We start from the raw sequence: 13,212 nt of genomic DNA, 5'->3' as shown, positions 1-13,212 counted from the left end.
GAGGGCCAGGGTGGCTCTCTACCGACCCTCTATCCCGGTCTCGCCGCCGCGACTGGCGCTGATTCGGTGTAAGTGGTTGTGATCGCCCGCGGCGTGGGGCAGGAGGATCACGACGATGACCGACACAATCGGGGGCGTGGATGCCCCGGTGGCAGGGCCGGTTCAGACCGGTCGGGAACACGATGTCACCACCGCGGATGCGGTGCGTGAGCTCTCGAAGGCCGAGCAGGCCTTGGTGAGCGATCTTGTACGTAGCTCACGCGCTCAGGGGGTGGCACTGGCCGGTCCTGACGGGCTGCTCAAAGCCTTGACCAAGAGCGTGCTCGAAGCCGCGCTCGATGAGGAGATGACCGAACATCTTGGCTACGACAAACATGACGTGGCCGGCCGCAACACCGGCAATTCGCGCAACGGCACGCGCACGAAACGGGTGCTGACCGATGCGTGCGGGCAGGTGTCGATCGAGGTCCCCCGCGACCGCACCGGCACCTTCGACCCGGTGATTGTCGGTAAGAGCAAGCGTCGCGTCACCGATGTGGATCGGGTGGTGCTGTCGCTGTATGCCAAAGGCCTTACGACCGGTGAGATCTCGGCGCATTTCGCCGATGTCTACGGTGCGTCGGTGTCGAAAGACACCGTCTCGCGCATCACTGATCGGGTCATCGAGGAGATGGTGGGTTGGTGGGCGCGCCTGCTGGAGAAGGTGTACGCGGCGGTGTTCATCGACGCGATCATGGTCAAGATCCGTGACGGGCAGGTACGTAACCGGCCGATCTATGCTGCGATCGGTGTTGATCTCGACGGGCACAAAGACATCCTCGGCATGTGGGCCGGTGACGGGGGCGGCGAGTCGGCCAGGTTCTGGTTGGCGGTGCTCACCGACCTCGAGAATCGGGGTGTCCGCGACATCTTCTTCGTTGTCTGTGACGGATTGAAAGGGTTGCCCGACAGTGTATCTGCGGCGTTGCCGTTGGCCACGGTACAGACGTGCATCATTCATCTGATCCGGAACACCTTCAAGTACGCCTCCCGCAAGTACTGGGACCAGATCAGCGCCGATCTCACACCGATCTACACCGCGCCGACCGCCGCTGAGGCCCGGCTGCGGTGGGAGGAATTCGCTGAGAAGTGGGGGACGCCGTACCCGGCGATCGTGGCACTGTGGGAGAGCGCGTGGGAAGAGTTCATCCCATTCCTTGACTACGACGTCGAGATTCGGCGAGTGTTATGCTCCACCAACGCGATCGAAAGTCTCAACGCCCGTTACCGGCGTGCGGTGCGCGCTCGCGGGCACTTCCCGAACGAGCAGGCCGCACTCACAACGCTGTACCTGGTGACCCGGTCGCTGGACCCGAAGGGTACCGGTCAGACGAAGTGGGCCGTACGCTGGAAGCCAGCGCTCAACGCCCTGGCCATCACGTTCGCCGATCGTATGCCCGCAGCCGAAGAACGCTGACCCACCGAGCAATCGGAAAACCGCCGCTTACACCGAATATCGGACAGACCCTCGTTTCGGCCGAGTCGGCTCGGTCATCCGCTATGCGGCCGACATCCCGGCGGTGGCGGTGTGAGCGTTGTGGAGGTGTGAGATCGGACCGGCGGCGGTCCTCCAGAAGGTCATGACGTTCGGCTTCTTGCGTGGCTTCGCGCAGCCTCCGATCGCGGGCACGCTCGGCTCGCGGAGGGGCCAGTTTTGCGGCGAGTCGGGTGGTGGTGCGCCGCGGAATGTTCCCTGTCGCAACGGTGTGCGGTGAGGGCTTTCCTGCGCGGCTGCTCGAACCGGATACGGCGCGGGTTCGGAGGTAGGTCGTCGAGGGTTTCGAGGGAACCGCTGCCGTCACCCGCTGTCGGGGTGCCCGGCCAGGGCTGGCCGAGGCGTGGACGGACGTGGTCTGTCGCGGCGCCGGCAAACCCGCCAGGGGATCGAGGTGTCATTGCGACGTGGTGAGGAATACAAGGATGGCGGCCAGGGTGATGAGGTAGGCCAGGGCCCACCGTAGGTCATGGTGTGGTGTGGGCGGGGTGTAACGGTGAAATGTGAGGCTGCGGGATGTCATGACTGCAAGTTCGAAGCAAATGGTGGTTTGGTGGTGTGGGACAACAAGAGTCGTCGTAGGGCCGACGCCCGTCCCGTGCGTGAACAAAACGCCACCCTGAGGTCGGGGCGTCCAAATCACTGCGCCTGGGGAGGCGTGGGCCCGGCCGTAGAGGTGTGTGACGCGGTCAGGGCCGTCGAGCGGAAGCCAGCTGCTGTCGAGGCATGCTGTGGCGGCCACGGGCACCCATGCTGGCGGTCAATGCCGGGCCGGGCGTGCGTCGTTGCTGGTCATGGGTGCCGGGCGTGGCTGGTACCGGTGTTTCGGATTGATCCGGGTGGTGACGTGGCCGGCCCATGATGTGGGTCCACCAGTGCTGCAGCGGGCTGGGGTCGGGCCAGACGATCGGGTGAAGTTCAGGGGCGGTGGCCGACATCGGTTGGGTCCTTCCTGGGTCATGTCGCCGGAACGTGCCGGGGGTGAACGTCGTGTTCCTAGATAGCACTCGTCTGGGTGAATCGCCACCCGATGCCGAAAGCGGGCTACTGCTCTGCTCTTGGGTCGAGTGCTGTTGTGCCGGTGGAGGACTGAGTGCGTTGATCATCGAAAAGATGCTTGGCACTCACTGGCGTTGAGTGCTAATCTGATGGCGCGCAGTGATGGTTGATGTGGTGCCGTCAGCGTGGCGGCACCCGTGGATCAAGGAGGTGTTTGCGATGCTGGGTATCGATCCGTTTTCCATGGTTGATGACTGGGCTCGAGGACTTCTCACCGGCGAGTCCGGCGCTGGCCGACGTACACCGCGATTCATGCCGATCGATGTGTACAAGGTCGACGACCACTATTCGTTGATTGCCGACCTGCCTGGTGCTGATCCTGGTTCGATCGATCTCAACGTCGACAACGGGGTGTTGACCTTGTCGGCGCATCGCAACGCACTCTCGGATGAGGGTGTGCAGTGGTTGGCCAACGAGCGTTTCGCCGGCACCTATCGTCGGCAGATTACTCTGGGTGAGGGTGTCGATCCGGCGAAGATCTCTGCTGCCTATGACAACGGTGTGCTCACGGTGACGATCCCGGTGGCCGAGAGAGCCAAGCCTCGCAAGGTGGCCATCGAGCATTCCGGCGACGGACGTCAGGAGATCACCGCCGGCTCCGAGGCGGCCTCGGGCTGACTGACCGGGGAGGTGGTTCGTCACTGTCACCCCAGTACCGGGAGGTCTGAGATGATGATGGGCTGCGTCACGGCTGCGTCGCCAGCCGGATGTCTCGACGTGATCGACGCCGAAGACACCTGGCTGGCCGCTGAAATCGATGCTGTCTTCGCGCAGGTCGGCGATCCGCAACAGGTGCTACCTACCCTCACGTGCGGGGTCGCCACCGTTCGGCGCCGGGTACCTGGTTCAAGCCGGATCGCCGCTCGCATCGCGCACCTGCGGCCGCGACACCGAGTGGTGAGGCGAGGTGGGCGGCAGCGTGGCCCGCCCACCTCGATCTGAGAGCTTCTGAAAGACGCATGCGTCCGGGAGCCGGAGGGGTTGGCGGTCTCGGGCTCTGGGCGATCGCAGGCAGAAATGGACAAGGATGACACCCGCCGTCCTCCCCGGCGGCCGAGTGCCATCCTTGTCCATATTCAGTTCGACTGATGGGCCTTTGCGGATCGCTGATACTGCCGTGATCGCTGTCACGCATCGAGCGTGGCGTGGCATGACCCGAGTGAGGTGGGCGGCCCAGGTTCATTCGGGTGTCTCATGACGAGCCCGACACTTTTGAACAGCCCGACAGTCGATGCTGCTCGCTAGTTGTCTTGGTTAGTGGCACAGTCGCATACGTTGTCACAGATTGAGTGCACTCTGAGCGTCCGCGTCGCGCCGAAGCTGTGATCGATCGGCTCCTCGAATGTCATGCCAGCAAGGTGTTCGTGATTATGGCCAGTGTCGGGAACATAGTGGTGCATCGGACGCGAAAAGCAGCAACGAGTGACTGTGCAGTGGTAGCGGAGCGTGCCGGTTGCTCTCGACTGTCGGTGTCCGTCGTCTCGCCTCGAGAGCAGAGGATGAAGGCTGTCTGTCAAGACCAACTTCACAACGTCTCGGGCGACGCGCGACACAGCTGTGGGAATGCAACGACACCGGTGCCAGCGGAGACACCTCGCGTGGTCGGCGCCGCTGGCATACACAAAATTGAAAACGATTGTCGAGCAGTCACTGTCATGACGAAGACCATCAATCGCGCCGGTCAGAGCAACCCTCGCGACTTGAGTAACAGATAGTGATCGGCGAGCTTGGCGGCCAGCTTGTCCGGTGGGGCATCCACCACGTCGACGCCGAGCCGGCCCACCGCGGTGGCGGTTCGGTCCCGCAGGGTGAGTGTGCGTGCCGCGGCGGCGGCGTCGTAGATCTGCGCGGCGTCGGCGCGCTCGGTGAGCATGGCGTCGAGGGCGGGGTCGGCGACCGAGCCGATGATGACCTTGTAGCGTTGCGCGAGCACCGACAGCGGGGGGAGCAGCGACTCCTCGACGGCCGCGGGCTCGAGGGGCGTGAGTAGGACCAGCAGTGCGCGCTGTCGCCCGATCTTGGCGACCTCGGCACCGAGGAGCGGCCAATCAGCCTCCAGCAGAGCGGGTTCGAGATCCGCCATCGCGGTGACCAGGCTGTTGAGCAGCATGGTGCGACCGACGCCGACCACCCGTCGGTGGACCCGCCGGTCACCGGCGATCAGATCGACCCGGTCGCCGGCATGCGACGCGAGCGCGGCAAGCAATAACGCGGCATCCATCGCGGCGTCGAGTCGAGGTGTGTCGCCCACGCGGCCGGCCGACGTCCGAGAGGTGTCCAGCACGATGACGATGTGCCGATCCTTCTCCGGCTGCCAGGTCCGCACCACGGTCGAACGGCGCCGGGCGGTGGCCCGCCAGTCGATGCTGCGGACATCGTCGCCTTCGACATAGTCACGCAGGGAATCGAATTCGGTGCCTTGACCGCGCACGCGCACCGCCGACCGGCCGTCGAGCTGACGCAGATGGGCCAACCGTGACGGCAGCAACCGCCGCGAATCGAAGGGCGGGAGTGCGCGGACGCGGCCCGGCAACGGCACCGACCGTTGGCGTCCGGCGAGGCCGAGGGGACCCACCCGGCGGACGGCGACTCGGACCGCGAGTCGGTCACCGCGCCGGGTGGGGGTGAGAGTCGTTGTCACCGAGCGGGTCTCCGCGCGAGGGATGCTGACGCGGTGGGTGTTCGACGACGCACCCGCCGACGGCTGCCAGCTGTCGCGCAAGACTCCGCGGAACGTCTGCGAGCCGTGGTTGGTGACGGCGATCGAACACGTCGTGCGCTGGCCGAGCCGGATCGGGGCGGGTGCCGACCGCGACATGATGATCGACTTCGTGGACCCTGCCAGCGCGATGTCGAGGCAGGTGAGCAGGACACAGAACAGCGCCCACAGCACGGGGACGAAGTAGTTCGGCCATATCAGGATGGGCACCGCACCGAGCAGCACCAGGATCAGAAAGCGGCCGGTGAGGAACATCAGCGGGGGACGGGCACCGAGTTGATCGCGGCGTCGAGCACCGAACCCACCGACACCCCTTCGAGTTCGGCCTCCGGGCGCAACGACAGGCGGTGCGCGAGCGTCGATTGGGCGAGCGCCTGCACGTCGTCGGGGGTCACGAAGTCGCGGCCGTTCAGCCACGCCCATGCCCGGCTCGTGCCGAGCAGTGCGGTTGCGCCGCGCGGACTGACGCCGAGGGCCAGTGACGGCGAGAATCGGGTGGCCCGGGCGATGTCGACGATGTAGGCGGTGACCTGCGGGGCGACCGTCACCCGGCGGACCTGCTCGGCGCCGGCCTCGATGTCGGCGGCCGAGGCGACCGGACGGAGGCCGGCGGCGGACAGATTCCGCGGATCGAATCCGGAGGCGTGCCGCGTCAGCACGGTGATCTCGTCGTCGCGAGGGGGGAGCGGCAGGGTGACCTTCAGCAGGAAGCGGTCGAGCTGGGCTTCGGGCAACGGGTAGGTGCCCTCGTACTCGACCGGGTTCTGCGTCGCCGCGACGAGGAACGGGCTCGGCAGCGGGCGGGAATCCCCGTCGACGGTGACCTGCCGTTCCTCCATCGCCTCGAGCAATGACGCCTGGGTCTTCGGTGGGGTGCGGTTGATCTCGTCGGCCAGCAGGAGATTGGTGAACACCGGTCCTTCGCGGAAGGTGAATTCGGAGCTGGCGGAATCGAACACGAGTGAGCCGGTGACATCACCGGGCATGAGGTCGGGGGTGAACTGCACGCGCTTCGTCTCGACGTCGAGCGCGGCCGCCACCGACCGGACGAGCAGCGTCTTGGCCACGCCGGGAACGCCTTCGAGCAGGATGTGCCCGCGGCAGAGCAGCGCGATCAGGATGCCCGCCACCGCCGGGTCCTGGCCGACGACGGCTTTCCCGACCTCGCCGCGCACGGCCCCGAGCGCATCGCGGGCGCGGTTCGGCGCTCCGCCGGGTCGGTGGTGCGCGTACTCCGGTGGTGGCCCGGCAGGTGCCTTGGCGAACGGGTCTGCGTGTACGGATGCGTCCGGGGCGAACGGACCGGGGCGTGGGTTGCGGGACGGGTCGACGGTCATGGCGTGTGTCGGACTTCCTTCTCGAGGTTGGTCAGCTCGGCGGTGAAGTGCACGAGCTGGGTGTCGGTGGTGGGGAGCGGACCGGACAGCAGCGACCGGACCTCGCCCAGATCACGGTGCGTAGCCCCCACCACGGCGAGGACGATCGCCGACACCATCGGGTCCGAGTTCTCGGTCGACGCGACGACGGTGTCCCAGTCGGGTCGCGACAGTGCGTCGGTGGCACGGGCGGCGTCGAACGGAAGTCCCAGATACGACGCCAGCGAACCCAGCGTGTGGATGCGCAGCGCCGCCGCGGCGCGCGCGTCGGCTCCAGCGCGGTGATACATCCGGCCCCGCGCCCGGGTGGTCTCGACCGCCTTGACGACCGCCGGGAGCGGCTCGGTGACCAGCGAGCCGAATCGCCGGCCCCGCCACAACATCAGGGCCAGAACCGCGAAGACGGTCAACACGATCAGCGGCCCGACCGCGGCCGGGATGTCGGACTCCTCCTCCTCGGTCGCGACTTGATCGGTGAAGAAGGGCACGTACCAGAGGATCTCGTCGGACCTCGCGAATATCCGCACGGCGACGCCGGCGTTGTCCTGCTGTGCCAGGTGCTCGTTGGTGAGCATTGTGCCACTGATGACGACGAATTCGGGACGGTCGGCGGTGCGGGGGACCACGACCAGATTCGATGTCCCGTCGGACGTGAAGCAGGCCGTGGCCGCGGGCGAGGTCGGTGAGTATCCGAACGGACTGAAGTCGACGACGTCGGTCTCGTCGATGCCGGGCGTGCGGCAACCCGCGGGGACCGCTGCCGGGCCGGCGCCGTAACCGGACGTGACGGGCAGGTCGAGCGCGGTGAGCACGGTGGTGTCCGGCGCGATCAGGATCACGCGGTCGGCGTCCTGCACGCGCTCTCGGAACTGTTGTGTCGTACCGGGATTGAGCGATGAGGTCGAGCTCGCCACCACCGTGGTCCCGCGGCCGGGACGTGGGGCGTCGGTGAACTCCGCGAGGCCGCGCACCTGCCGGAGGTCGGTCCCGTGGTCGTCGAGGATCTGAGCGAGAGCGCGCGATCCGGTGGGCTGGGCGTTGTCGGGGTCGTAGCTTACGCCGGGACCGGGCGTGCCTTGCGCCCCGGTGAGTGCCGTGACACCGAGGAGCCCGACGCCGGCGACCACGACGACCACTACCAGCACGATGGTCACCCAGATCCACGCCGGCGTCTTGTTCTTCGCGGGCGCCGGTCGCATCGGCGTCGACGTGACGGGTCCGGGTGGCGTCGCCTGCACGGTGCCGGTCACCGGGGCACCGCCAGTCGGCTCGACCGGACCGTGTCCTGGTCGACCGGCCGTGCGGACGAGACCCCGCGTTCGATGTCGAGGACCGCGCGCGCGGATTCGGCCGATGCGTGTCGGTCGCCGTAGGCGATGGCGTCGAACAGGTCTGTCGCCGTTCGTAACCCGGAGTCGTAGGTGGGGAAGCGGGGTCCGAGGTCGACAGCGACCTCGTGGGCGGTCAGAGACGGTTCATCGGCCAGCAGACCGCGCTCGATACCCCGACGTGCCATGGCGCGGACGGCGGCGAGCACACACTCGTCGTACCGGCCCGCGGCGAAGGCGGCGTCGGCGTCGGACCGGACGTCGGTCGCGGACCGAGCCGGACCTGTCAGCACCGACCCCGTTGGCGGGCCAGCGGTGGCGCGGGGAAGTCGTGGGTTGCGTCGGAGATGCCGGACGACCGCGACGACGAGCCCGAGGACGAGGGCGATCGCCACGACGATCACGATGCCCCGAAGGGTGTCGGAGCCGCCGAACCAGCCGAAAACGTTGTCGGCGATCCACTCCCAGAGCCGCTCACCGAAGCGGTCGAACCACGACGGTTCGGGTGGTTGATACTCGGATTCGGACAGCTCCTCCTCGGCCCACCGGCGTGCTTCGTCGTTGCCGGGGTCCAATGGCGCAGCGAGAACTCCGATCACCGGTCGCCCTGTCCGGAGAAGAACGGCGTCGGGTCCGCCTCGGCGCGTGCATCGTCGTAGAGGACGGCCGGGACGTTGGTCAGTATTGGTTGCACGACCATCGACGCCACGACGATGCCGATCACCGCGACGACGGTCTCGGTGCCACGGGCGTCCCCGTCGTCGAACCACATGCCGGAGATCGATCCGAGAAGATCGAAGGGGTACATCATCGTCGTCATCGCGACCCACGCCAGCACGACCATGACCGCCAGGATGCCGAAGGTCCGCCAGAACCGCTCCGCCGACAACGACCCCGAGCGGGCGATCGCGTCTCGCACGGAGAGGCCGTCGATCACGATCGCCGGCGCCGTGAACACCGTGCGTACCAGCAGCCACGTCACCGGGATGAGCGCGACGAGGAAGAGGAGGAGACTCCCGGTGATCAGCACGATTCCGTCGGAGGCGATGCCCAGTCCGAGGAGTGCGATGCTCGGGGCGAACGCCGCCGCGACGGCGAGTCCCAGGAGTGCGGTCCACCCCGACAGTCGGGCGAGGGACCGGCGTCCCGCGCGCAGGGCGTCGTCGATTGTCGGTACGGACCCGGCGCGCAGGCGGGCCAGGGGACGGGCGGCGAGACCGCTGAGTGCGCCCGTCATGACGGTCCACTGCGCAAAGACGATGAGGACGAACGCGGTGACCGGTGCCAGGCTCGCCCAGTCGTCCGGGTCGTCGAGGGTCGGTTCGGCGCTCACCAGCCACCAGGTGATGAGCGCGACTGGTGCCGCCGCCGCGCCCCAACTCACGCCGACGAGGCCCAGGAAGACACGCGGTGCCGCGAACGTGGTGGAGAAGATCTGTTGCAGCAGGGAGTTGACGGACGTCGGTCGTCGTTGCGGCATCCACCCCGGCCACCCGTTGCCCGGAGGGGTCGCTCCCGGCTCGTGCGGCGGCGACAACGCCGGGCCCCATTGCGCGGAGCCCCATTGGGGCTGCGGTCCGGGCACGGTCGGAGGGCGCGGTGTGAGTGGACCCTGCGGCGGTCCGGCATCCGGCACCGGGCTCCACTCGTCGGATACGACGGGCGGCTGCCACGGGGGCTCGCCGGACGGTGGTGGAGATACGCGCGGCGGCTCGGTCATCGAAAGGTGCACCGGCCTTTCCGCACGCGGGGAAACTGTGCGGCGAACGTATCAAACAACTCCGACCGGGCACCGAAATCATCCACCGGTTGACGGACGCCGTGCTACCGTGCCGAATTAGAACACGTTCTACTTTTCTGGAGGATTCATGACCGTGGAACAAGCCGGGCTCGCCGAGAAGATCGACGCGGCCGTCGACTCTTATATCGAGCTGCTCAACTCGGGTACCGCAGAGCAGATCGCCGACCTCTACGCCGCGGACGCGACCGTCGAAGACCCCATCGGCGCGGACATCCGCGACACCCGCGAGCAGCTGGTGGAGTTCTACTCGGTGATCACCGGTATGGACGAGCGCACCGCGACGCTCAAGTGGAAGAAGATCGCCGGCGACACCGCGGTCTTCGAGTTCACGCTGGTCACCAAGACCGCCGGACTCGCCTTCGAGATCACCCCCGTCGACATCATGGTCTTCGACGCCGAGGGCAAGGTGTCGACGATGCGCGCGGTCTGGCAGCAGTCGGATCTCAAGCAGCTCTGACCGCGACCCCTCAGCTCCCTGAGGAGCGAGCTTGCGGAGTGCGCGTCAGCCTTGATCCCTGAGGTGCGAGGAGCGCAAGCGACGAGCCACGAAGGGCCTGGTGGACGGCGGTTTCTAGCGATCCCCCAGACGTCTTGCGGGCCCTTCGTGGCTCGCTTCGCTCGCACCTCAGGGAGCAGAGAATACGGACGCTCAGGAAGGGTCAGCCCCGCCCGGTCGGCCTCAGCACGATTTCTTCGGGGTGGGCGTCGGCCGGGGTGGAGATGGCGTGCACGACTGCTCGGGCGACGGTCGCGGGACGCAGGAACCGCGACCCGTCGTACTCGTCTCCTTCGATGGCGACGATGTCGCGTTGCATGTCGGTGTCGATGCGGCCGGGGAAGACGGACGTCACCCGGAGGGTCGGTTCCTCGACACGCAACCCGTCGGCGAGCGCTCGCGCCGCGAACTTGCTTGCTGCATAGGGGGTCCATCCGGGGTTGACCCGGCGTCCCGCGCCCGAGTTGATGAACACGACGTGGCCGGCGGCCGCTCGTAACGCGGGGAGCAGCAATCGCGTCAGCTCGGCGGCCGCGACGACGTTCACCTCGAGGATGTGACGCCATTCCTCGACGGGTGTCTCCGCGACCGGTTCGAGACTGCTGGCCACCCCGGCGTTGTGGACGAGGACGTCGAGCTCGGTGATCGCCTCGACCGCGGCTTCGACCTCGTCGTAGCCGGTGAGATCGACGGCGAAGGTGCTCGCGCCGTCGAGTTCGGTCGCCAGCCGATCGAGTTCGGGGGAGGGTCGTCCGCCGAGCAGGAGGTCGTGGGTCGGCGCGAGCTGGCGGGCGATCTCGGCTCCGAGGCCGCGGCTCGCCCCGGTGATCAACGCGGTGGGCACCTCTCGACCCTACTGCGAATCCGTGGGTGGCAGCCCCGTCGGGCTCGATGAGCAGACGCCGACGTCGCGGGGCACAATCGTCGACGTGGCCAGGTACGGATTCACCCCAACGCAGCTGTCGGCACGTGCCGCGTACCTGCTCCGAGGCAACGACCTGGGCACGATGACAAGCGCTGCGCCCAAGTTGTATCCGCACATGTGGAGCTGGGATGCGGCGTTCGTCACGGTCGGTCTCGCACCGTTGTCGGTGGAGCGGGCCGTCATCGAGATGGACACCCTGCTGTCGGCGCAGTGGCGCAACGGGATGATTCCGCACATCGTCTTCGCGAACGGCCGCGACGGCTACTTTCCGGGGCCGGCTCGCTGGGAGTGCGCCCGCCTCGCCGAGTGCGCGCCCGACTTCCCCGACACGTCCGGTATCACCCAGCCGCCGGTGCATGCGATCGCGGTGCAGCGCATCCTCGACCATTCCCGACGCCACGGTCGCACCACGCGCGCCGTCGCCAACGAGTTCATCGACCGGCGCTGGAGTTCCCTGGTGCGATGGCATCGCTGGCTGGCACACGCGCGAGACCCCAACGGGCGCGGGCGGATCACCATCTTCCACGGCTGGGAGTCGGGGATGGACAACTCGCCACGCTGGGATTCCGCCTACGCCAACGTGATCCCCGGGGTCGACCTGCCGCCGTACCAGCGCGCCGACCTCGATCACGTCGACGATTTCTCGATGCGACCCACCGACCTCGAGTACGACCGCTACATCTGGCTGGTCGAACAGATGAAGCGCGCCAATTACGACGACGCGCTGCTCCCGAAGGCGATGAGCTTCGCCGTCGAGGATGTGTTCGTCAGCGCGATCTTCGCCGTTGCCTGCGACGTGCTGGCGACGATCGGCGAGGATTACTCCAAGCCGCGGTCGGACGTGCGGGATCTCCGCGCGTGGGCTGACCGGTTCCGGGCGGGGGTCGTGTCCGCCGCCAACGACCGGAACGGTGCCGCACGGGATTTCGACCTGCGCGCGAACTCGTGGATCAACACCGAGACGATCGCGGTGTTCGCGCCGCTGCTGTGCGGCGGCCTCTCCCGGGACCGCGAACGCGCGCTGCTGCGACTCTTCGACGGCCCGCGCTACTGCGGCCACCCGGATCTGCGGTATGCGGTCCCGCCGTCGACGTCACCGATCTCGGCCGACTTCCGCCCGCGCGAGTACTGGCGCGGGCCCGTCTGGCCGGTGATGACCTGGCTCTTCAGTTGGGCGTTCGCCCGCCGCGGCTGGACCGAGCGGTCGGCGCGCCTGCGCGAGGAAGGACTCCGCCAGGCCACCGACGGGACGTTCGCCGAGTACTACGAACCGTTCACTGGCGAACCACTCGGCAGCATGCAACAGAGCTGGACCGCGGCGTCGGTGCTCGACTGGCTCGACTAGAGCTCCCGCATCCGACGGCACACGTCGTCGTAGACGTCCACGAGTGGCCGGGGCGTCCCCGACGACTCGGGACGCTCGTTGATTTCTACCCACTCCTCGAAGGCGCACTGCACCTCGAGATTGGCGATCTCCAGGATCATCCGTAGCTGACCGCGAGTTCGCGCCGAGCTGCGGTCGCCCAGGGCCTCGGGCCGTCGGCGTGACTTGTCGGCGTAGCGGCCGAGGGCGGCTCGGCTCAGGGTGGGTGTCGCGAGTACGAGTTTCTGCACGCGCATGAAATGGGCGGACACGTCGTCGCTGCGATCACCGAACCCCTCCAGGAGCTGCCGGTAGACGCCCTCGATGTCGGCGAGCGACAGGGCATCGGGGTCGATGCCGGCCAGATGGTCGTCGAGTGCCTGGTCGAAACCGAAGCGGTCGAAGAGCACGCACTCTTCCTTGGTCGGGAAATACCGGAAGAACGTGCGCGGTGAGACCCCGGCGGCCGCGGCGATCTCGTCGACCGTCGTCTCGTCGAATCCGTTGCGCTCGAACAGTTCCACTGCGGCCTCGTAGATCTCCAGGCGCGTCGCATCTCGACGGCGGGCCCGCAACCCGCCGGTCTCGGAGGATTCCGGCATGGGTCGAGA

12 protein-coding genes are annotated in these 13,212 nt (G+C 67.4%); 4 read left to right on the top strand and 8 right to left on the bottom strand.

Annotated elements, in window-relative coordinates; translation table 11 throughout:
* Positions 1-115: 115 nt before the first annotated feature.
* Entirely contained in the window at positions 116-1,456 is a 1,341-nt protein-coding gene (locus AC3B5T_RS06640) for an IS256 family transposase (protein WP_420871728.1), read from the top strand.
* Between the two features lie 475 nt (positions 1,457-1,931).
* Here AC3B5T_RS06640 and AC3B5T_RS06635 read toward each other — a convergent pair whose 3' ends face one another.
* On the bottom strand, positions 1,932-2,057 hold the full coding sequence (locus AC3B5T_RS06635) for a hypothetical protein (protein ID WP_269434039.1): 126 nt from the start codon (positions 2,055-2,057) through the stop codon (positions 1,932-1,934).
* A gap of 695 nt (positions 2,058-2,752) precedes the next feature.
* Between AC3B5T_RS06635 and AC3B5T_RS06630 the strand changes: the two genes are divergently transcribed.
* Positions 2,753-3,211, top strand: a complete 459-nt coding sequence (locus AC3B5T_RS06630) for an Hsp20/alpha crystallin family protein (RefSeq protein ID WP_277242627.1) — start codon at positions 2,753-2,755, stop codon at positions 3,209-3,211.
* 1,063 nt (positions 3,212-4,274) lie between these two features.
* On the opposite strand, the gene AC3B5T_RS06625 is transcribed toward AC3B5T_RS06630, so the two are convergent.
* From AC3B5T_RS06625 to AC3B5T_RS06605, 5 genes are read right to left on the bottom strand one after another with little or no spacing between them, the layout of a single operon-like run.
* Positions 4,275-5,567, bottom strand: coding sequence for a DUF58 domain-containing protein (locus AC3B5T_RS06625; protein ID WP_277242362.1), 1,293 nt, complete (start codon positions 5,565-5,567; stop codon positions 4,275-4,277).
* Complete coding sequence (locus tag AC3B5T_RS06620; RefSeq protein ID WP_058252954.1) at positions 5,567-6,649, bottom strand: AAA family ATPase; 1,083 nt, start codon at positions 6,647-6,649, stop codon at positions 5,567-5,569. The genes AC3B5T_RS06625 and AC3B5T_RS06620 overlap by 1 nt, the downstream gene beginning before the upstream one ends.
* Positions 6,646-7,938 carry a DUF4350 domain-containing protein gene (locus AC3B5T_RS06615; RefSeq protein WP_254859614.1) on the bottom strand — a complete coding sequence of 431 codons (1,293 nt, stop codon included), beginning with the start codon at positions 7,936-7,938 and terminating at the stop codon, positions 6,646-6,648. The genes AC3B5T_RS06620 and AC3B5T_RS06615 overlap by 4 nt, the downstream gene beginning before the upstream one ends.
* Positions 7,935-8,615 carry a DUF4129 domain-containing protein gene (locus tag AC3B5T_RS06610; RefSeq protein ID WP_488358450.1) on the bottom strand — a complete coding sequence of 227 codons (681 nt, stop codon included), beginning with the start codon at positions 8,613-8,615 and terminating at the stop codon, positions 7,935-7,937. Before AC3B5T_RS06610 ends, AC3B5T_RS06615 begins: the two co-directional genes overlap by 4 nt.
* A complete protein-coding gene (locus tag AC3B5T_RS06605) occupies positions 8,612-9,601 on the bottom strand; it encodes a DUF7847 domain-containing protein (RefSeq protein WP_488358449.1) in 990 nt (329 codons plus the stop codon). Before AC3B5T_RS06605 ends, AC3B5T_RS06610 begins: the two co-directional genes overlap by 4 nt.
* 283 nt (positions 9,602-9,884) lie before the next feature.
* On the opposite strand from AC3B5T_RS06605, the gene AC3B5T_RS06600 reads away from it, so the two are divergent.
* Positions 9,885-10,274, top strand: a complete 390-nt coding sequence (locus AC3B5T_RS06600; RefSeq protein ID WP_065631129.1) for a nuclear transport factor 2 family protein — start codon at positions 9,885-9,887, stop codon at positions 10,272-10,274.
* Positions 10,275-10,476: 202 nt separating this feature from the next.
* Here the strand turns inward: AC3B5T_RS06600 and AC3B5T_RS06595 are convergent, their stop codons facing one another.
* On the bottom strand, positions 10,477-11,157 hold the full coding sequence (locus tag AC3B5T_RS06595; RefSeq protein WP_058252950.1) for an SDR family oxidoreductase: 681 nt from the start codon (positions 11,155-11,157) through the stop codon (positions 10,477-10,479).
* An 85-nt stretch (positions 11,158-11,242) separates the two neighbouring features.
* On the opposite strand from AC3B5T_RS06595, the gene ggh reads away from it, so the two are divergent.
* Positions 11,243-12,583: a glucosylglycerate hydrolase gene (gene ggh / locus AC3B5T_RS06590; RefSeq protein WP_078112612.1), complete on the top strand. Its 1,341-nt coding sequence runs from the start codon at positions 11,243-11,245 to the stop codon at positions 12,581-12,583.
* On the opposite strand, the gene AC3B5T_RS06585 is transcribed toward ggh, so the two are convergent.
* A complete protein-coding gene (locus AC3B5T_RS06585; protein ID WP_488358448.1) occupies positions 12,580-13,203 on the bottom strand; it encodes a TetR family transcriptional regulator in 624 nt (207 codons plus the stop codon). The two genes, ggh and AC3B5T_RS06585, sit on opposite strands and share 4 nt — an antisense overlap.
* Positions 13,204-13,212: the final 9 nt, after the last annotated feature.

The sequence above is a fragment of the Gordonia sp. G4 genome (assembly GCF_057770005.1).
Note: the sequence above shows the minus strand (reverse complement) of the source record. Positions and strands in the feature narration are given on the sequence as shown.